A 20,030-nucleotide genomic window follows, 5' to 3' on the forward strand; every position below is an offset into this window, starting at 1 on the left:
ACGCACCACCACCCACCCAGTCCGTAGCATCAAAGGCCAGCGACCGCGGATCGCTACCCACGTTTCCTAGACCACCCGTCGCACATCACCTGGCGGAACCGCGTCGCACATCAGCTGACGGATCACAATCACTGGCTGCATCGGGACTTGGCCTAGGGGTCGTCTCGCTACGCCGAATTTGGGTGGCGATGAGATAGGGGGCCGACGGTGAGCAGGTGGCCCACCGAGGACCGGAGATCTCCGTGGGCCGTCTGATTGCTGCTAGCCGTGCTGCCGTCGCTGACGGTCTATTTTCTCCTCAGGTTGATCTGAATGGGCTCAGTGGCGGCGGGCTGACCGCTAGTGGTCAGCAGCTGCACGGAAAGATCGACCTGAGGCTTGCGGGCGGGGGTGGTGAACACCGCGTACCGGGGGCCGTCGGGCCGGCCGGGCATGGCCTGCGTTTGGACGTCCCGGGTAGCGCGCCCGTCGTGAGCGACGCGCAGCGTGGTGACCGTCGGGTGGACCGCGATGAGGGTGATCCAGTCTCCGTCCTGGTCCTTTCCGCCGAGGCGTTGGGAGAGCTTGCTGACTCGTCCCGGGTCGGTCAACCACTGCGCCTCGTCGTAGACGTAGCAACCGCGACCAGGCGCACCGCCATCCTCTGAAGGCTCACCGTAGGCGGTACCGGCGGTGTTCCATTCCTTTCCGGTGATGTTGTCGCTCTCCATCATCAGCTCCACGCCGAAGGTCCGTCCGCAGGAATCCTTGTGGAAGGACGGGACGACCCAGTACCGCTCGCCGCCCTCCACCCCAGTGATGAAGGCGCGCTTGGGTGGGATCTGGTCGACGAATTCGGGCCCGATGGCAAGTGTGGTGAAGGCTGCCAGTGGCACGACGGCGGTCGCCAGGCCGATCGCCAGCCATCGCCGCCGCTTGCGCCGGTCCCGTGAGGTCCGCGCCACCGATGCCGACTGCGCCAGAAGGTGCTGCTTCGCCTCGATCGTGGCAGGTGGAGCGTCAGTGACCGTCGCCGCGACCGCGCTCAGCGTCCTGCGCAGCCGGGTGTCGAGCGCTGGGTCAACCGGAACGTCGAAATCGTCGGAACTCATGAGTCAAGGGCCTTCCGTAAATGTTCCAGGGCACGCTTAAGGTCAGACCGGACCGTCGCCGGTGGGCGATCCATCACAGCGGCGATCTCCACCAACGGGAGATCCTCGTAGAACCGCAGGATCACGACCGTTCGCTGAACAGGCGATAGGTTCTGGATCTGGGTCCATGTCTCGTCGACCTCTGGCGGATGCGTCACCGGCTCCGGCGTGGGAAGTGTCTTTTCCCGCGCGGCGCGGCGGTGGTGATCCGCAGCCTGGTTGACGACCGCCCGCTTCAGGTACGGCAGCGGCTGCTCGATGCGATCCCAGCGCGGTATCGCTGAGGTGAACGCGGCGTGGACTAGATCCTCGCCCTGCTCCCGCGAACCTGTCAGCAGGTACGCCAGCCGCAACAACCCCACACGGTGCTCTTGATAGACCCGCGCCAGATCCGGCGGCCCTGTCTTCGCTTCCATCACACCCTCTACGTCTCCCCCACACCCCAAAACGTGGCACCCGACGGCCAGGAAGATGAACCGAGACAGGCCCACGTCATCGCCGATGCGTCACGGCTTCCCGAGCCTGGCCGCACGCTCACTTCCACGTCGCCAGTTGTGCTCAACACGATCCTTACAACCCCATCTGGTTCCGCACGACTGATTCCATAACGCGTGCATAAATGGCCGCTCCCGAAACTTTGGGATGGAAGGATTGGACCGAGGCCTCCTCATGAATGGCGTACCACGGCGTCGTGGTGGATTCGCCCGAAGTCTTTCCGTAGACGATGGTGTGGATTGACTCGGGGTTACCGCACGCCTCTTTTCCATGGAAAGCCGGAATCGGGTTGGCGAAATAGGTGGGTATCCCGTGCGTAGTGGCGTCGTCTGCGACGTCTCGGAGCATCTGCGCCAGCAGGTCGCCCTGTTCGCCCATCCAGATTTCCTCCAGGCCGGTTATGCCCCAGGTGCAGTTGGCCGTATAGCCGTCTTGGTCATTGAATATCTTGGGATATCCCATCAGAAGAATCTTGGCGTGGGGCGCCTTTTTGTGGATCTCCCATAGAACACCGCTGCCGTTGTTGGGGTTGGCTGGGTCCACCTTCAGGATGGAGTTGCGGATTGGGCCCGCTATCCGTTGCGGTGATGCCTGCTCCAGTGGCTTTGCGTCCCCGTCGAGGGTGGAGTCCTTGCAGTTCGCAAATCCACTGCCGTTGGTGATGCATTCGATGAGCACGTCGGCGAATCTGGCATCGTTTCCACCGATCGACAGGGTGACCAGCGTGGTGTTCTCGTCCAGGAATCCGCGGTCCAGTTGGGATAGTTCGCTGTACTGCCAGTGGCCCGGTCCGCCGTCTTCGCCCCAGGCATTGACCGGTTTGGGTTGCCCATCGGGCACGCTGTAGTACGGCAGGAGGTTCTCGGTTTGGGCTCCGGAGCAGGCCAGCAGGTGATAGTCCGCATCAGATTGCCAGTTGTCAGCACGCTGCCCGATGGACGCGGTGGAGTCGGACAGGACGGCCTGCCGCGACCAGGCGTGCTTGGACCGGTGGCAGGCATTCTGGTACCTGTCTTGGCCGCTGACACGAAGTTTGAAGTTGGTTTCCCGGTAGTAGTCGATCTTTTCGTTCTCGGAAGCGCCTTCGCCTGAGGCGTACGACTCACCGAGCGCGACGATCTGGTGCCGTGGTTTGCCTGGCAACGGCTGTAGGGCGACCGCGTCCCACGCGACGTCTTCGACGCCACGACCGTCGAGCGTCGTGTTGGACAGCCGGATCCGTGGCGTACCAGTGAAGTTGAAGACGCCTAACGAAACCCACCGGTGTTCTCGTGTCCGCTGCAGGATGACCCGCTTCTTGCCGCTGGCGAACCCCGTTCCGGTGTCGACCTCGTACGTGGCTTGCTGGGTGTGCGCGCCGTGGTCGGGGATGTGCACCAGGAGGCGGGCCCAGCCGTTGAGCGGATCATAGAAGCTCCAGGTGCCGCTGATGCGCATGGTGCCGCCGCGGTCGTGGGCGCTGTCGCGGGTGTGCGTGAACCAGAAATGGCTGTTGAAGCCCCCACCGAGTTGGTGCAGATCTATTTTGGCGGGATGGTAGCCGTCGACGTCTTTCGGGATGCTGAGGCTGAACGATCCGGCGTCGGTGAAACTGTTGGCGCACGGTCGCATCTTCGGCGTGGCCGATGGCATGTCATCGATCACCCTCGCATTGACAGGGAGGCCGGCCAGGGTGCATCGGGGCGGGAACGAGCTGGCGTCGTCCTGATACGGATAGCCCGGGTCGAAGCGCAGCAGCTCGTTGCCGGTCTGATTATCGTCCTTCCATTTGGCCGGCCGGTGCCACCAGCACTTGTAATCGCTGCGAAGGCAGAAGCCGGTTGCCTGGTTGCCCGGGTCGCAGTCGTTGCTGGTACCGCAGAACAGATCCACCGGCGGTTTGGCGGTCACCCGGTTTCCGGTTGTTGTCCACCACGCCGGCCGGTAAGCGTGCACGTACGTAATGTCGTCGCCGATCTGCTGTTCGATGAGTTCCAGGGGGTGTCCGGCGAAGCCGATGACCTTCTCTGGGTATGGCCAGTCCTGCGGATGGCTGGAGTCGGAGTAGTCGAATTCCATGAACGGCAGGCGATCGGCAGGGTATCTGGGGTTGACCGGGTTGTTGAACCAGCCGACGCCCCATGGTGATCCATTCCCCTGATCGGGGTAGAAGCCGCTGTTATAGGCCCACAACGCGAAGAACCAATTCTCGATCCCCTGTTCGCTGCCGCCGTTAACGATCATGCCGGCGCTGCGTGTCAAGTTCCACTTCTCTTGCAGGATTCGTAAACCGGCTGCCACATTCGCGGCGAAGTCAGCGGCAATCGCCTGTTGGTGCGCCCACGGCCGGATCACTTCGCCGGGCTTGCCGTAACCTGCTCGGCGCATGCCGTCGGTGACCTGGGCTACGCCGTATCCGCAATCGGCTTCCGACCACCGGATGGTCCAGTCGTCGTCTTCGCGGTCGTTGTAAATCAAGCCGTAGAAGTTCCCGATCAAGGGGTTGCCTGTCACGCCTGGATACGCCAGCCGTGAGGCCTGCCACAGGTTGGACTCCTGGGCCACCACACCGAGCATGACCTGGGCCGGCACCCGGCCGCCGTCGACGAGCGAGAGGGGCGGGAACATCGCCTGCGGTTGATAGGCGTTCATGCCCAGGTTCTTCCAGTTAGCCGGTCGCTGCACGTACAGCGAATTTGTCACCGCCTGATCAACCGCCCATTCCACCTGCCGCGGCTTGGGTTGCAGCACCTGAAACACGCGATCGTTGCGTGGGACCGAACACCAGCGGTCGGGATCGGTGGGTTCCGATGTCTGCTCGCTCGTCGACACCTCGGACTGTTCGCTGCCGCCTAAACGCGGATGCAGAGCAGGCTGCTGGTCGCGCGGAGGCGCTGGTGCGACAGCGAATTCCAGCCGATGCCCGGTGGGTAGACTGATGCCCTCGATCCGTACCGGGCGGGCAGTGTCAGGATCTGGCGCGACCATCCGGGGATCGGCCCGATCCGCCCACGTCGTCCTGGTCACGGCAACCTGGCCGTGACTGGACATTACCGCATCCCGCGGAACATCTACCTGCATCACTGTTTGCGGCAATGCCATCACTGCGCTGGGTTTGCCGGTAACATAAAGGCGCCCATTCCCGTCACGAGCCACCCCAAGGCGTCCGAGCTCACCGACAGCGATTGGCCGAACCTTCCCCGGCCGCTGTGGGGCCACCATATGTAGGCGGACTTGCGTGCCGGCCCGGTCCATGAAGATCATCTCGCCATCAGAGCCGGCCGTCAGGTGGAATGGAACCCCAGCCGTGGAGGCCAAAGACGTCAAGCTACCGTCCTGTGCCACCGATACCAGGCGTGCCCCGTTCGCAGCAATGATTCCGGACCGGGTGGGAATGGCGGAGGTGACCTCCCCTTCGACCATGAGCGGCTTGCCCAACCTCACAGCGGAAGCATCGACGAGGGTCAGACGGGTACGGGCGGGGCCGTTGTCCGCCTCGTTGGCGGCACTGCTCAGTTGGGTGAGCACGGCAGACTCACCCGTCCCGCAGCCCGGGTTGAAATGCGCTAAGGTCGTCAATATGTCCAGCTTGGTCACCCGGCCAGTCACCAGATCCACCACAGCCGTGAAACCACCACGGTCAAACAGGTGTGGCTTGTTGGTAAAGGTGCGTGGCGCGTACACCACCACCAAGCGTGTTCCCGAGCCCGTCGCACAGGCGTTGCCGATCCACATGTCGGTGTCAAAACCAGGTTCCGACAATGTCGCCGCCGTGCGCCATGCGTACCCTTGGGAGCCACGTGCTACCAGCACATGGAAGCCCGTGGCATCCTGCGAGGTCGTCCACGCCAGGTCCGGTGATGACCTCCACCCTGAACCAAGCAACCGATCGCGTTCATTCGGTTCTACCTGGGGACCCAGCGGTCGCGGCTCCGGTTGAGCGTGCGCGGGTCGCGAATCTGGAATGGGTTCGGCTACGGCTGTCGGCACATGGAACAGTTGAGCCAGCAACGCTACGCACTGCGCGATGGCCAAGCGGATACCCATGACTGTCTCCCAAAATCCGGCTAATACGGTGTCGGGGTTGAGGGACCTGTTCACAAGACTGGCCCGACCGCGTGGGGCCAGGCGGCAGCCGGCTGCCATGTCGGCTCGCCAAGCCGCCGCCCGGGCCTCGGCTCACCTCGAGGCGTCCTTCCAAACCGGACCTGAGCTGGACCGTGGGATCAGGCCTTGTTGTTGGCATACGAGTCGCTGCTGGCCTGCGGCCGAAGCAGTAGAGCAGGCCGGTGCCTTGATTCAAACCGTCGAACACCGCCGCGCCTGCGGGTGTGGTCATCCCGCGACCTCCTGTGTGGGCGTCTTGCGCGTCACGCCATCAGCGAACCCGTTGCCCGGCGTCGCCGGATAGGCGCCAGGAAATGCCCGTACAAGGCCCGTACAAGACGTACGCACGGAGCATCGTCGTCTTTGTATACGTTTATGGCCGAAAGTTGCCCAGCCCGACACCACCGTGGCCAGGACAACAGCGTCCACGCCATCGTTTGCAGGGGGCCGCCGGCCGTTGTCGCCTTGCTGCTCAAGATCACTCGATCAAGTTTTGCGGTCCTGAGAAGCGGCGGCCTAATGTCAAGGCGACGTTCCGCAAAAGGGGGCTGCGATGGGGACGGAGCCGGTACTCGATCCGATCGACATCGTCGACCGGGACGACCTCCGAACCGCCCTGTCGAGCCTGAGACAGCAGGCAGGCCTCACCATCCGCCAGGTCGCGGCTGCCGCCGACATCCCCTTCAGCACCGTCGGCGGGTACTTCGCGGCGCGCCATCTCCCTGCCCCGGCGCAGAGCGAGCAGTTCGCTAGGATTTTGCGCGCCTGCGGGGTGACCGACCCCGAGCCGTGGCTCGACGCGGTGTTCCGCGTGCGTCGCAAGCTGGGACGGCCACCCGTGAGCGACACGGCGCCGTACCGAGGGCTGGAGTCGTTTCAACCCGAGGACGCGGAATGGTTCTACGGCAGGGAGGCGTTGACGCAGATCCTGTTCGACCGGGTCGCCGACACCGCGGTTCTCATGATCGTCGGGCCGTCAGGAGCAGGGAAGTCGTCGCTGTTGCGTGCTGGCCTGATAGCGCACCTGGACAGTCCCAGCGCGTTGATGACCCCCGGCCCTCATCCGCTCACCACGCTGGCGTTCCACGACGAGGCACCCATCCTGATCGTCGACCAGTTCGAGGAAGTCTTCACCCTCTGCGAGGACGCCGACGAACGCCGGTCGTTCATCGACGCCCTGTTCACCCGTCGCGGCGTAGTCGCCGGGATGAGGGCAGACTTCTACCCGCACGCGCTGCGCCATCCACGACTCGCCGACGCATTACAGTACTCGCAGATCATCGTCGGACCGATGACGGACAAGGACCTACGGCGCACCATCACTGAGCCCGCGCGCAAGGCGAGGATCGACCTCGACGACGGCCTGGTGGAGCTGTTGGTGCGTGAACTTGCACCGACCGCACGGGACGGCGACGGGGCACACGATGCCGGCGCGCTGCCGTTGCTGTCCCACGCCCTGCTCGCGACCTGGGAACACGGCCCCAAGGGACGCATGTCCGTTGAGGACTACCGCGCGAGCGGCGGCATCGACGGCGCGATCGGCCAGACCGCGGAATCGATCTACGCCCAGCTGACCGCCGGTCAACAAGACGCCGCCCGCCGGCTGTTCCTCCGCCTGGTACACGTCAGCGAGGACACCGCCGACACCCGACGTCGCGTCAACCACTCCGAGCTGATCATCGGGGATCGCGACACCGAAACGGTGCTCGACCACTTCGTCTCGGGCAGACTGCTCACCGCCGACGCGGACAGCGTCGAGATCAGTCACGAAGCACTGCTCATCGCGTGGCCGCGGCTGCGTTCGTGGATCGACGTCGACCGGGTGGGCATGCGAATCCACCGCCGGCTCACTGAGGCCGCGAGGCAGTGGGAGGACAGCGGCCGTGATCAGGGCGCGCTCTACCGTGGAGGAAGGCTCAGCGCAGCCCTCGACTGGGTCGATCACGGCACACACCGCCAGGACCTCAATCCGCTGGAGCGGGAGTTCCTCGACGCGAGCCTAGCGAGCGAGCGCCGCCGGCTGCGCCGGACATACCAGTTGGTCGCGGGACTCGTCGTTCTGGCGCTGGTCGCCGCGACACTCGCGGCCTACGCGTTCCAGCAGCGCGGCGCCGCCAACCGGGAACGCGACCTGGCGATCTCGCGGCAAGTCGCCATCACGGCGAACCGGCTGCGCGAGACCGATCCCGCACTGGCGGCCCAGCTCTCACTGGCCGCATACCGGATCGCGCCCACCGTGGAGGCTAACTCCAGTCTGCTGGCCTCCACCGCGGTACCACAGGTCACCCGGATGGTGAGACCAAGTCGGGCGTTGCAGGCCGTGGCCGTCTCCCCCGACGGTCGGCTGCTTGCCGCGGCGGGCGCCACCAAGGCTGACCACGAGATCCTGCTGTGGCGGCTGGACGATCCGGCTCGACCGGTCCTGGTCGATACGGCACTGACCGGGCACACCGGACCGATCTACACCGTGGCATTCAGTCCCGACGGACGGTTGCTCGCCACCGGTTCCACCGACCGGACGATACGCCTGTGGGACGTCGCAAACCCAAACCGTCCCACCGCGATCGGCGAACCGCTGACCGGTTTCGAGGAACGCGTGCTCGCCACCGCCTTCACCCCGGACGGCGCCATCCTCGCGGCCGGGGGCGCCGACAAGACCGTACGGCTGTGGAACATCAGCGACCCGCACCGCCCCAGCCCGATCGGTCAACCCCTCTCCGGGGCGAAAGGCGCGGTGCAGTCCATTGCATTCGCTCCCGCCGGCAAGGCTTTCGCGGTGGCCGACGCGGCTGGTGCGGTCCACCTGTGGGACCTCGCCGGGCTGCGCGCCACGATATCGGTGCCCAGCCGCGTTAACGCGGTCGTGTTCACCCCAGGCGGCAAGACGCTGGCGGTCGGCAGCAACGACGCCATGGTACGCACGTGGAACGTCGAGGACCTCGGTCGGCCGGTCCCCGCTGGTGAACCGGTGAAAGCCGCGACGGGATGGATCAACGCGCTCACGTTCAGCTCCGACGGCCGAGTCGCGGCCGTGGCGAACGCGGACAGCGCCGTACAGCTGTGGGATCTGGCGGGCCGTCGCCTGCTCGGCACACTGCCCCATCCGGAACCGGTGACCGCGGTCGCGTTCCTGCACGACGACCGCACGCTGCTCACCAACAGTGCCGACGGGATTGGCCGGCTGTGGACCGTGCCCGGCCCCGTCCTGCCTCGCAGCGACAAGACCGTCACCACGGTGGCCTTCCACCCGCGCGACCGGCTCCTCGCCGCCGCGGGCGCCGACGTCCAGCTGTGGGACGTTACGGACGCCAACCGGCCAGTCGCGGTCGGGCCCCCGCTGCTGGCGCCACCGGGCTACGACCGGATGGCGGGCACGGTGGCCATCAGCCCGGACGGCCGCACGCTCGCCGCAGGCACCCGGCAGGGCAACACGGTCGTGCTGTGGGACATCAGTGACCGACACGCTCCCGTCCGCCGGAAGGCGGCCCTCACCGGCCCAACTAGCCTCGTCGAGAACATCAGGTTCAGCCCGGACGGCTCACTGATCGCGGTCGCCAGCCGCGACGGCACCGTGCACCTGTGGCAGATTACCGACGTTCACAACCCGGAGAAGCTGGCCACGTTGAAGCCCGACAGCGGCCCAGTACACATGATCGCGTTCAGCCCGGACGGGCGAATGCTTGTCGCGGCCACCGACGCAGGCTCCGTGCCGCGCTGGGATCTGCGAGATCCACGCTCACCACGGCCCATCGATCCGCCGCTTCGAGCATCGCAGGACTACACCTACTCGGTGACATTCAGCCCGGACGGGCGCACGCTTGCGGCTGGAAACGCCGACGGCACCGTGCAGCTGTGGGACGTGCGCGGATCCACGCACGCCACCAGGCGGCTCACCGGTCCGGACGGATACGTACTCACACTCGTTTTCAGCCCGGACGGTCGTAGGCTCGCCGCGGGCACCGGGACAGGGCAGACCTGGCTCTGGGATTTCGACGCGCATCAGATCCGCACCATTGCGGTGCTGGAAACCTCCAGAGACAACATTTGGACGTTGGCGTTCAGTCCAGACACGCACCTGCTCGCCGCGGCCAACGGCGGAATCAGAGTGACCGATGCTGATCCCGCGAAGGTCGCCGACAAGCTCTGCGCCGCGCTTGGCGACGTCATCAGCGAAGCGGAATGGCACAAGTACGCATCCGGCGGCACGTACCGCAACGTGTGCCGTTGACCTATCTCTAGGGTGTTCCACCCGGCCTTTGAGACTCTTCGGGGTTAGTGGGGGTCGCGGAGGACCATAGGCGTCCTGAATGGACCCCGGAGTGATGATGCCATAGCTCTGGGCGACCATACCTGTTGTCGAAGCAGGATGATCGCAAAAGAAGAGCTACGGGCGTGGTTAACGCTACGACGCGGCTGCTGGGCCTTGATGGCCTGGCCGTGGTCCGCATCGGCGGCGGCACCAACGGTTCGGTGGTGACCTGGATACCGCCGACGAGCAGGCACGACACTGTCCTGACTGCGGCGCACGGGCGCGACGGCCCAACGGTGGCGGGCGACCCGGCCTCGTGACCTGCGCGTCGGTGGCCGCCGGCCACGGCTGGTGTCGACCAAGCGTCGCTCGCGCTGTGACAAGGCGGCATATGGGCGACGCTCGTTCACCGAGGCGGTGGCGGCGGTGCCCGAGCAGCCGCAACCGGTGCAGGTGCTGGGTATCGACGAGGTCCGTCGGGGTCGGCCCAGGTGGGTCTTGGACACCGTTGCTGGGTGTGGCAGATGGTGGTAGACCGCTGGCACATCGGGTTTGTCGATCCTTCCGACAGGCAGGGGCTCGGGCAGGTCGAGGGGCCGCACCAGCGCGGTCGTCACCGACTGGCTGGCCGAGACACGGTTGGCCTCCGAGCAGCCGAGTGTCGAAGACCCGTTATCGGTGATTCGCTGACGCGGTGCGGTGGGCGGGTCTTGTCCCGACCACCGCACCGGGCTACGCATCCGAGATCGACGGGACCTGCTTAAAAGGGAATCCGACGAATTAGGCAAACCGCGGCGGCGCAGACCGTTGGTCAGATATGCCAGTCGGTGCAGGTGTCATAATTGCAGGCACGATGCCTATCATCACCGGAGTTCATGTTCATGTCGGTCCACCCGATGTAGGTCCACTGGTCGGGCGCGTATCCGTCGATGATGCCGTAGGCGACTCGCTGGTTGTACCACCCGTATGGAGACGAAATCTGTCGGGTGGCCGTCAACCTGATCGGGGTCCCGCCGTGGTAGTCCTCGTCCCAGTATCGCGCCCATCGCGTATTGCAGATCCTGGAATGCCGAAGATCTATTCTTCGGTACGGTGACGCGAACACGGAGTTGACGGTGAAAGCGTCTTTGTCGCAGCCGGTCGTACGCGGGTTCTTGCCTACGCAGGACGAGCCGTAACAGGTCGCCGCGGCGGCGGGCGGGGCCCCGGCGACCGCCGCGGTGCCGGTGATCGTGACGGACAGCGTGATCGCCGCAAGTGCCTTGCGTACCCGCGCCCCTGTGCTCGGTCGCATGACGTTCCCTCCATGCCGTTGACGGGAAGCCGAGGACCAACCTCGGTGCGGCAAACAACACAGGATGCGGGTGCCGCGTGCAAGGCTGCACCAAATGCTCGCACAAACTCCGTACACCGCCAGCGGCGGAGCGTCCGAATGAAAAGATCAACCGATACCCGATCGACTGATGAATTACGTGGCTATGGCGCGCTAGGTAATGGTGTTACACAAATCTGTGTAATTCGGCTCTGGCTCAGTCCCAAGATTTTGTGGTGGCTCGGGTCATGCGTTGAGAAGAATCCGTTTGCGGAGCGGCCGATGCTTGTGGGGTTCCAGAACCTCGTCGCGTGCGCCGAGCTGGGTCTTATGCGGCTCGTTCGGTATTCGTAGATGAGCCCGCCGAGGACGGGTCGGCGTTTGATCCGCTGGTGAGTCGCGGAGGCTATCGCCGCAGCCGCAACTTCCCTGACGCGCGAGCCTTAGAGCCTGGTAAATAAGGGTTTCCGGTGGCTGGCGGGCTGTGCGGAGATCGATGATGGCCACCGTCCAGCTGCGCAATCCCACCGAAGGACGCGCCTACTTCGACCGGAAGAAAGCCGCTGGCAAGACATCGATGGAAGCGATGCGCGCGCTGAAACGACGCCTGTCCGACATCGTCTACCGGCAAATGATCAACGACGCCACTGCCGCGGCGGCGGGCCCGGGAGGACAACGGGGAACGACTACTGACTCCAGCGTTACCGGCTCGCACCCCCAAGCCGGCTCTTCGGACAAGTCACTTCCCGGACCCGCCGAGACAAGCTTAGAACCCCGCCCCTGACGGTGTCTTGACACAGAGGGGAGCCATGACAGCGCATTGCCGGCCGTCCCGGGAGGCAGTCCCCTCACCGCAGGTAGGGGCTGTATTGGCGTGCGGCTGGTCGATCCGGTCCCGCCGCCGTCGATCCACCCCTGTCGGCGACGCGCCGCCGCGGCCTGCCAAGGGCCACCTGCGGTCGGCGGCAACGACGGCCAGCCCGCCGACCTTGCCTCGCCCGGCGCGCGAGCCGATCGCGTCACGTGCCGCCAGTAGACCGACCTTGGCAAGACCTCGGTCGGGAGCCACCCACGCAGCGACGCCGGGCGGGACCCGGCCGAACGCGCCGAGATGGCACGTCGGCGCTGCCCGCTCCGCCGTGCCGGTCGCAAGAGCGGGAATCAGACGCGTGTCCCTGCCGACCGTCACCGCCGATGCTCACCCCGACCGACGTCCCGACCCCCGCTCGTCACCGTGCCCCGGCCCAGGTCAACGGCGGCCGACCGCCCGGGCACCCACCCGGCAGAGAAGATCCACAACGATGACCACAGTGGACAATGGCCGTACGCTCACGTACCGGCATCCCGACCATGATCCAGACCAGGCGACACACAAACGCACTGGTCAGCACGGACCGGCACGGACCCCCGCCGAAACAGCACAGTGACAACGGAGCACCACGGTCCCAAATAATGGGAGATCGCGGCACGTCCTGGGAAACAATCAAGGCCGTGACCGGCGTTTCGGCCGGTCACGGCCTTGATCGTTTGCGCGCCCGAAGGGACTCGAACCCCTAACCTTCTGATCCGTAGTCAGATGCTCTATCCGTTGAGCTACGGGCGCAGGTGCTCGGCCAGTCTACACACCCGGCTTTCGCGCGGAGACTCCGGGATTCGAACCCGGGAGGGGCTGTAAAACCCCAACCGCATTAGCAGTGCGGCGCCATAGACCAGACTAGGCGAAGTCTCCCTGGTGGGCTGCTGCAGACCACCGCGCCCGAGGATACAGGGCCCCACCCACCGGGAGCAAAGCGACTTCCCCGGGTACGCCGGTCCCGTACCCGTAGCCTGAGAGCGGGCGCTGTGCATCGGCGTGATCGGGACTAGGCTCCATCGATATGCAGGAGCAGCCGCCGAGCGAGCCGACCCGCCGAGAGCCTGCTGAGGGAGCGCGGCGACGCTCCCCGGAGGCGACCTTCACCCCACCACCGGCGCCCGCGGAACCACGGCAGCAGCCGGAGGGCGGGCAGAAGCGGTCACGGCGGGCGAAGGCGGCGCCGACGGTGCTCTTCCAGCCGCCCGAGCCGGACCGGGCCGTGCCCTCTCAGGCGGGATCGGTGGAGTCCCAACCACCTCGAAAAGCCCCTACGTCGCCGACTCCGGTCGTTACGGGTGACCTGCACCACAGCTCCCCGGAGCGCGGGGGCGGGTGGGCCGGAACGAGACCGCCCGGCGACCCGGGTGCGGATTCAACGGGGTCGGAGCGGTCGGGCACGATGCCGCCCACGCTGGCCAGGGCGGGTGGTCCCGAGGCCGGCGCAACCTCCGCTACCGCCACCACCGCCACCACCGGCACCACCGGCACGAAGGCCACCACCGGCACCACCGGTACCGGCACCACCGTCCCGGCAACAGCCGCGCCGGACGACGGCGCGAAGCCGGGCCGCGCCCGGGCGCCGAGGAGGGCGACCCCGAGCATGGCGACTCCAGCGACGAAGACGGCATTCGTGGAGAAGCCGACCGGGGCGGACGCGACTGCCGGAGGCGCGCCCGAGGAGCAGCCGGCCGTCAGCACGCCGGTCCCGGCGATGCAGGCCAACCCGGTGCAAGAGACCACCACCGGACCGAAGGCCACCCCGGCCCGGAAGGCCACGCCGACGAAGCGGGCCACCCCGGGGAAGAAGGTCACCCCGAGGAAGAAGGCCGCCCCGACGGGCGCCACCGCTGATGGCTCGACGGCGGAGTCGAAACCCGCGAGCACCCCGGCGAAGAAGACCGCCCAGGCAAGCACCCCGGCGAAGAAGACCGCCCAGGCGAGGAGCGCGGCGAAGAAGGCCACCCCGGCCCGCACGACGGCCGCGAGTCCGGCCGGGACTCCCACGGCCCCCACCCGTCGGCGAGCCACGAAGGCCACCCCGACAGCGAAAGCCGCCCTTGCCGCCGTTGGGCCGACGATGGCCACCGACCCCGAACCAGCAGCCACCTCGCCGAGGAGCGGTGGAGAACCGACCCCGCCGCCCGCCGATATCGCGGCGGCACCCGCCACCGCGCCCGCCGCTAAGCCGGCCGACGGGACCGGCGGGCCGGCCCCTACGCCGGAATCGGAGGTGCGGGCGATCAGTCGGCGGCTACTCGACCACCCGGCCTTCGCGCCCGAACTGGTGGCGCTGGCGGCGGTCGAGGCGATCGGGCCGCGCGCCCTCGACTGGGCCGGGCGGCTGCGGACCACGTACCCGGATGCGGGCGACGACGGCCTGGCCCGGCTGGCCACCCGGCGGTTCGTCCGGCAGGCCGGGGCGGGCGGCGCGGCCGCCGCGCTGACCGGCCCCCTCGCCCCCGTCGCGGAACTGGCGTCGGCGCTGTGGATCCAGGCCAACCTGGTGCTGCACCTGGCGGCGGCGTACGGCCGGGACCCGGCCCATCCGGACCGGGCGGTGGAGCTGCTCCTGCTGACCCGGGTGCATCCGGACGCGGAGAGCGCCCGGTCGGCCCTGGCGGCGGCCCGAGCGGCGGACGGGCCGGGGGAGGAGCCCTGGCTGCGGGCGGCGGAGGCAGCGTGGCGGCTGGCGACGCCGCTCGCCGCGCAGGCCGGGGGCTGGCTGGCGCTGCGGCTGGCGTCCCGGCTGCTGCCGGGCGCGGCGGTGCTCGCCGCGGCGGCCGGCGATTCGGCCGCCGCTGAGCGACTCGCCGCCCGCGCGACGGTCTTCTACCGGCCGGCCCGGCACCGCTGACCCGGGCGGGAGATCCGCTCCGTCCGCCGCGCCTCGGGTGCGCCGGAGGTACGGACGCACCCGGAGGCCGCAACCCGTGCCGATCGTCCGGCGCCTGCCGCCCGGCGTCCCCGCACGCCCCGGAGGCGATCGTCCGGCGCCGGTGTCCCCGCACGTAACCGGAGGCGATCGTCCGGCGCCCGCCGCCGGACGTTCCCGGATGCGCAACCGGAGGGGCAGCCCGGCCGGTCAGCGGGTCACAGCCAGTTGAACCAGTCCCTTGGGAGCAGGGCGTAGCCGACGAAGGCCACGACGTCCAGCAGGGTGTGCGCGACCACCAGCGGCATCACCCGGCGGGTGCGCAGGTAGCAGAGGCTGAACACCACGCCCATGACGGCGTTGCCGACGAACGCGCCGAAGCCCTGGTAGAGGTGGTAGGAGCCGCGCAGCAGTGCGCTCGTGACGATGATCGCGCCGACCCGCCACTGGAGTTGGCGCAGCCGGGTGACCAGGTAGCCGACCACGATCACCTCCTCCAGCACGGCGTTCTGCGCGGCGGCGAGGATCAGCACCGGCACCGCCCACCAGATCTCGGGCAACGCGGCCGGCACCAGGGTGGCGTTGAGGCCGAGCTGCGCCGCAACCCAGAACAGCGCCAGCCCGGGCAGGCCGATCAGCGCGGCCAGCCCGGCACCGCGGGCCAGGTCCTGGCCGGGCCGCCGGGCGTCCAGGCCGAGGGTCCGTAGCGGGTCGCCGGGGTCCCGCGCCAGCAGGTGTACGGCCAGCAGCACCGGCACCAGCGCGAAGACGATGCCGAGCAACTGGTACGTCAGGTCGAGCCAGGGGCGGGCCGAGGCAGAGGTGTTCAGCGCGGCGGTCTGCTTCGACAGCGGCCCCTCGGCGGTCAGCTTCGCGACGATCGACACGGCGGCGTAGACGGCGGACTGGCCGAGGGAGAGGCCGAGCACCAGCGCCGTCTCGGTGCCCAGGGTGCCGCGGGAGACCGGGCGGGTGAGCTCAAGAGTCACCGCACCACTGTGCCCGACGGCGGCCGCCGGTGGCACCGGCGAGGAAGCCTCGCGAGCCGATCGCACATTCTGTGCGACCGGTCGGCACGCTCCGTGGACATTCTGTGGCTGCCCGATCCGCCGTCAGGAGAAGGAGCGCATTCCGTGGACGACTTCGCGCGGTTGCTGAAGGAGAGCTGGACCCTGGTCGAGGAGCACCGGGAGCGGCTGAGCGGTCACTTCTACGCCCGGCTCTTCCTGCTCGACCCCGAACTGCGCAAGCTCTTCCCGGTGCAGATGGCCGGGCAGGGCGACCGCCTGCTTGAGGCGATCATCACCGCGATCCACACGGTGGACGACCCGGAGAACTTCGACGAGTTCCTCCGCTCGCTCGGCCGGGACCACCGGAAGTATCACGTGGCCGCGGAGCACTACGAGACGATGGGCGTCGCGCTGCTGGACGCGCTGCGCAGCACCGCCGGCGACGGCTGGAACCTGGAGTACGACCAGGCGTGGCGGGACGCGTACGCGGCGATCTCGGAGAAGATGCTGGCCGGGGCGGCGGCCGATGAGAACCCGCCGTACTGGCACGCCGAGGTGCTCACCCACGAGCGCCACGGCCCGGACACCGCCGTGCTGACCGTCCGCGCCCTGCAGCACCCGCTGCCCTGGAAGGCCGGCCAGTACGTCAGCGTCGAGGTGCCCCGCTACCACCCGCGGGTCTGGCGGACCTACTCGATCGCGAACGCCCCGAACGACGACAACGTGCTGGAGTTCCACGTGCGTACGCCGGGTGCGGGCTGGGTCTCCGGTGCGTTGGTACGCCGGGTGAAGCCGGGTGACCTGCTGCGGGTGGCAGCGCCGATGGGGTCGATGACGCTGGACCGCGATTCCGAGCGGGACATCCTCTGCATCGCCGGCGGCGTGGGACTGGCGCCGATCAAGGCGCTGGTCGAGGAGCTGGCCGGCTACAACCGGACCCGCTGGGTGCACGTCTTCTACGGCGCCCGCACCGAGGCCGACCTCTACGGCCTGGCCGGCCTGCGGGAGCTGGTGGCCGCGCACCCGTGGCTGTCGGTCACCCCGGCGTGCAGCGACGAGGAGGACTTCGACGGCGAGCTGGGCGACATCCCCGACGTGGTGGCCCGGTACGGCCCGTGGACCGCGCACGACTGTTACGTCTCCGGCTCGGCGCGGATGGTCCGGGCCACCCTCCGGGTGCTCGCCGAGGACGACGTCCCGGAGCAGAACATCCGGTACGACACCTTCGGCGAGCTGTAGGAGCGTTCCTCCCCCCGTCCGGGGCGCGTGCCCCTGCCCCCTGGGGCACGCGCACCGGCCCCCGATCGGGCGGACCGGCACCGCCCCGCACGACCACGTCCGCCCTGCGTCTTCCCACCTCGGCGGGCGTGGTCGTGCCCCCGGAGCTAGTAACGCCAGGGGTGGCCGGTCTCGCGGTATTCCTCGACGGGCACCAGCGGCACCCCCGGCGCCATCCGGTCGACGTAGAGCCGTCCGTCCAGGTGGTCGATCTCGTGCGCGACCAGCCGGGCCATGCCGAACTCGAACGAGGTGATGATCCGCCCGCCGTCGAACTGAGCGTGCTCCACGTCGAGGCGCAGCGGTCGGGGCACCAGACCCCGGTGATCGAAGAAGGAGAGGCACCCCTCGTACTGCTCGTCGGTGTCGAGGGAGGCGTCGACGACCCGGGGGTTGAGCAGGACGACCGGCTCGGCCGACCGGTCGGGGGGCCGGACCACCGCCGCGGCGCGGCCGACGCCGAGTTGCGGGGCGGCGATGCCCACCCCCTTGCTGAACGGGTGCAGCTCGTCGAGGCGGATCAGGGCGGACGAGAGCCGGTCGACGACCGCCCGGGCCACCTGCTCCTCGCGCGGCAGGTCGAACGGGTGGGCCGGCTGGCGAAGCAGGTCGGCGCCGCGTTGCACGATGCCGATGCCGCGCATCCGTTCGCTGGGGCGGACCCGGCCGGTCTCGTCCGGCTCGGCGTCCGGACGGTTCCGGAACCGCCACTGCATCCGGTAGCGCGCGTTCAGCGGCGGGTCGTCGGTGGCCCAGTCGAAGATCATTCGGTCGCTGTCCTCGCGCCGGGTCACCGGGGTCCGCAGCGGGCCCTCCTCGGCCGAAAGCGAGGTCTCCGCGCCCCAGACCTGGGGGTCGAGCGCCGCCGGCAGGTCCAGGCGTACGCCCAGTCGCCGGGTCGGCACCCGGACGGCGCGCTGGAACCAGGGGCCCCACTTGTCCTGCCCCACGCAGTACGCGTACTCGATGGTGGCGCGGTCACCGGGGTAGAGCGGGAACCTCCGCTCGCCGTTCTCGAAGAGCAGCCAGATCTCCTTGAAGGCGTCCCGGTCGTGCTTCGCCCGCCAGTGCATCGCCTCCCGCTCGCCCCCGTCCTCCCGGTACGCCCGCAGTTGCAGCTCGGCGAAGGTGAGCGGGTGCTCCCGGTGGTGCCGGTTGGAGCGGCCGGGGTCGTTGGGGTAACGGTCGACGGCCACCCGGACCAGGTAGCGGGTGACCGGCTCGGTCCCGGCGTTGTAGAGCTCCCGCCGGATGACGCAGCGGTACGCGTCGTCGAGGTGGGTGAGGGTGGCGAGTTCCCGTTCGACGATCAGGCCGGTGCCGGGGGGCATCCACTGCCCGGGTGGGGGCAGGTCCCGGTGCGCCTTCTCGGTGCGGGCGTGCCGCAGCTCGTCGTACTCCCGGAAGCGCTGCCAGATCGCGCCGCTGGCCTCCAGCACGGCCTCGGCCCGGCGAGCGAAGTCCTCGGTGGGGCGGTGCCGGCGCCCCTCCACGTGGCTGACGTACGACGGGTCGAACCCCATCAGGGTGGCGAGCTGCTTCTTGGACAGCCCCCGCCCGGTCCGGCACCGAGCGAGTTCGGCGGCGAAGGAGTCGGCAGCCCGATCGAGCGGTGAGGTCGTCACATCAACTTCCTCGTGGCCGGGAGTATCAGTTTCACGTTCGGTGGCCGGTCGCGTACCCAACTGCCACCTTGCCGACAGGACGCTTGACGCTGCAACAATCGGCGTCGATACTGGCCCCGCCGCCGGGAGCCGGTTTCCCCCTCCGGCCGGCGGGTAGTACGCCGGGGCGCGGAGCCGGCGGAGTGACCCGGACCTCTCGATCCCACCCAGGTGAGGCTTCCCTCCGCCCCAAAGCGATGGTTAGGCTAGCCTTAGCTCAGCGACGGGCGTCGGGACGGGGGACGATCAGGTGACAGCGGTGATGCCGGGGCAGGACCTCGCCACCGCGCCGCTGGCCCCGGTCAGCGCCGCGTTGCGGGCGATGTTCGGCACCGACGACCTGCCTGGCCTCGCGCCCGGCCTGCTGGTGACCGACGAGTTCGGCTGGGCCCGCGCCACCTCGCTGGTCGACGGCACCCGGCTGCCGGAGTTTCTGCACGCGGCCACCCTGCGCTGGGGCGGCCCGCCGCACGCCTGCGCCGCGCTGGCCTGGAAGTCGTACAGCTACTGGGCGTCGCTGCCGGTGGTGCTCGGCTGGGCCGCCGCCCGGCGGGTGCCGCTGCTCGACCCGGCCGACGTGCTGATCCATTTCGAGGACCACCGCCCGCTGCTCACCCTGGGGCTGCGCCGTTCGACCACGGTCGCGGTGCTGCCGAACGACCCGCTGGCGCTGGCCGGGCTGCCCGAGGTGCGGGTCGTCGCCGACGAGGCCGCGCTGCTCCGGGCGCTGCGCGCCGCGCTGCTCGACGCCCACCTGGCCCCGATGATCGCGGCGATCCAGGCCGAGGTCCGGATCGGCACCCGTACCCTGCTCGGCTCGGTCGCCTCCGGCGTCGCCCACGGCGTCCTGCGGGCCGCCGACGGGCTGCCCGGCTCCTCGGTCGAGACCATCGACACGCTGCTCGGCGCGCTCGACCTGCGCGACCTGGTGGAGCTGGTGCCCGGCCCGGCCGGCGAGCCGACCGTGCAGCGCCGCACCTGCTGCCTCGCCTTCACGCTCCCCCAGCCCAAGATCTGCCAGGGCTGCTGCCTCCGCCAACCCTGACGGCCGGTCCGCCCGCCGGTCGGGGTGCCTCCC

At 68.5% G+C, this 20,030-nt stretch carries 13 protein-coding genes and 2 tRNA genes; 6 read left to right on the forward strand and 9 right to left on the reverse strand.

Translation table 11 applies throughout. The features are described 5' to 3' along the window. Positions 1-287: 287 nt before the first annotated feature. The 3 genes from C1I99_RS10775 to C1I99_RS32270 all read right to left on the reverse strand — a co-directional run bounded on the left by C1I99_RS10775 (position 288) and on the right by C1I99_RS32270 (position 5,651). A complete protein-coding gene (locus C1I99_RS10775; RefSeq protein ID WP_111134077.1) occupies positions 288-1,091 on the reverse strand; it encodes a hypothetical protein in 804 nt (267 codons plus the stop codon). After that, the gene (locus C1I99_RS10780; protein WP_146603933.1) at positions 1,088-1,546 is read right to left on the reverse strand and encodes an RNA polymerase sigma factor; all 459 of its coding nucleotides are present in this window, start codon (positions 1,544-1,546) and stop codon (positions 1,088-1,090) included. The genes C1I99_RS10775 and C1I99_RS10780 overlap by 4 nt, the downstream gene beginning before the upstream one ends. Positions 1,547-1,700: 154 nt before the next feature. Next, entirely contained in the window at positions 1,701-5,651 is a 3,951-nt protein-coding gene (locus C1I99_RS32270) for a NocE (protein ID WP_146603934.1), read from the reverse strand. A 613-nt stretch (positions 5,652-6,264) separates the two neighbouring features. Here C1I99_RS32270 and C1I99_RS10790 point away from each other — a divergent pair. After that, entirely contained in the window at positions 6,265-9,939 is a 3,675-nt protein-coding gene (locus C1I99_RS10790; protein ID WP_111134080.1) for an nSTAND1 domain-containing NTPase, read from the forward strand. A gap of 125 nt (positions 9,940-10,064) precedes the next feature. Next, positions 10,065-10,280, forward strand: coding sequence for a hypothetical protein (locus C1I99_RS32275; protein WP_146603935.1), 216 nt, complete (start codon positions 10,065-10,067; stop codon positions 10,278-10,280). A 491-nt stretch (positions 10,281-10,771) separates the two neighbouring features. Here C1I99_RS32275 and C1I99_RS10795 read toward each other — a convergent pair whose 3' ends face one another. Continuing rightward, entirely contained in the window at positions 10,772-11,254 is a 483-nt protein-coding gene (locus C1I99_RS10795) for a DUF2690 domain-containing protein (protein ID WP_111134081.1), read from the reverse strand. Between the two features lie 514 nt (positions 11,255-11,768). Between C1I99_RS10795 and C1I99_RS10800 the strand changes: the two genes are divergently transcribed. Then, entirely contained in the window at positions 11,769-12,056 is a 288-nt protein-coding gene (locus tag C1I99_RS10800; protein ID WP_199562077.1) for a hypothetical protein, read from the forward strand. A gap of 746 nt (positions 12,057-12,802) precedes the next feature. Here C1I99_RS10800 and C1I99_RS10805 read toward each other — a convergent pair. The 3 genes from C1I99_RS10805 to C1I99_RS33945 all read right to left on the reverse strand — a co-directional run bounded on the left by C1I99_RS10805 (position 12,803) and on the right by C1I99_RS33945 (position 14,132). Continuing rightward, positions 12,803-12,875, reverse strand: a tRNA-Arg gene (locus tag C1I99_RS10805). 35 nt (positions 12,876-12,910) lie between these two features. Then, positions 12,911-13,001: transfer RNA gene (locus tag C1I99_RS10810), tRNA-Ser, on the reverse strand. Between the two features lie 354 nt (positions 13,002-13,355). Beyond that, positions 13,356-14,132, reverse strand: coding sequence for a hypothetical protein (locus C1I99_RS33945; RefSeq protein ID WP_233512456.1), 777 nt, complete (start codon positions 14,130-14,132; stop codon positions 13,356-13,358). A 226-nt stretch (positions 14,133-14,358) separates the two neighbouring features. On the opposite strand from C1I99_RS33945, the gene C1I99_RS33950 reads away from it, so the two are divergent. Further along, the gene (locus tag C1I99_RS33950) at positions 14,359-14,982 is read left to right on the forward strand and encodes a hypothetical protein (protein WP_233512457.1); all 624 of its coding nucleotides are present in this window, start codon (positions 14,359-14,361) and stop codon (positions 14,980-14,982) included. Positions 14,983-15,218: 236 nt separating this feature from the next. On the opposite strand, the gene C1I99_RS10820 is transcribed toward C1I99_RS33950, so the two are convergent. Next, the gene (locus C1I99_RS10820) at positions 15,219-15,989 is read right to left on the reverse strand and encodes a CPBP family intramembrane glutamic endopeptidase (protein WP_111134092.1); all 771 of its coding nucleotides are present in this window, start codon (positions 15,987-15,989) and stop codon (positions 15,219-15,221) included. A 144-nt stretch (positions 15,990-16,133) separates the two neighbouring features. On the opposite strand from C1I99_RS10820, the gene C1I99_RS10825 reads away from it, so the two are divergent. Beyond that, a complete protein-coding gene (locus C1I99_RS10825) occupies positions 16,134-17,249 on the forward strand; it encodes a globin domain-containing protein (RefSeq protein WP_111134082.1) in 1,116 nt (371 codons plus the stop codon). A gap of 146 nt (positions 17,250-17,395) precedes the next feature. Here the strand turns inward: C1I99_RS10825 and C1I99_RS10830 are convergent, their stop codons facing one another. After that, positions 17,396-18,913, reverse strand: coding sequence for a peptide deformylase (locus tag C1I99_RS10830; RefSeq protein WP_111134083.1), 1,518 nt, complete (start codon positions 18,911-18,913; stop codon positions 17,396-17,398). A 301-nt stretch (positions 18,914-19,214) separates the two neighbouring features. On the opposite strand from C1I99_RS10830, the gene C1I99_RS10835 reads away from it, so the two are divergent. After that, entirely contained in the window at positions 19,215-19,997 is a 783-nt protein-coding gene (locus C1I99_RS10835; protein ID WP_111134084.1) for an IucA/IucC family C-terminal-domain containing protein, read from the forward strand. Positions 19,998-20,030 lie beyond the last annotated feature (33 nt).

Origin of the sequence: Micromonospora deserti (genome assembly GCF_003236335.1) — a bacterium.
GTDB lineage: Bacteria > Actinomycetota > Actinomycetes > Mycobacteriales > Micromonosporaceae > Micromonospora > Micromonospora deserti.

Excerpts from the sequence above, each read along its gene's own strand:
- C1I99_RS10795 (WP_111134081.1), bottom strand. The coding sequence starts at position 11,254 with ATGCGACCGAGCACAGGGGCGCGGGTACGCAAGGCACTTGCGGCGATC.
- C1I99_RS10835 (WP_111134084.1), top strand. The coding sequence starts at position 19,215 with ATGCCGGGGCAGGACCTCGCCACCGCGCCGCTGGCCCCGGTCAGCGCC.
- C1I99_RS10780 (WP_146603933.1), bottom strand. The coding sequence starts at position 1,546 with ATGGAAGCGAAGACAGGGCCGCCGGATCTGGCGCGGGTCTATCAAGAG.
- C1I99_RS10800 (WP_199562077.1), top strand. The coding sequence starts at position 11,769 with ATGATGGCCACCGTCCAGCTGCGCAATCCCACCGAAGGACGCGCCTAC.
- C1I99_RS10775 (WP_111134077.1), bottom strand. The coding sequence starts at position 1,091 with ATGAGTTCCGACGATTTCGACGTTCCGGTTGACCCAGCGCTCGACACC.
- C1I99_RS10790 (WP_111134080.1), top strand. The coding sequence starts at position 6,265 with ATGGGGACGGAGCCGGTACTCGATCCGATCGACATCGTCGACCGGGAC.
- C1I99_RS32270 (WP_146603934.1), bottom strand. The coding sequence starts at position 5,651 with ATGGGTATCCGCTTGGCCATCGCGCAGTGCGTAGCGTTGCTGGCTCAA.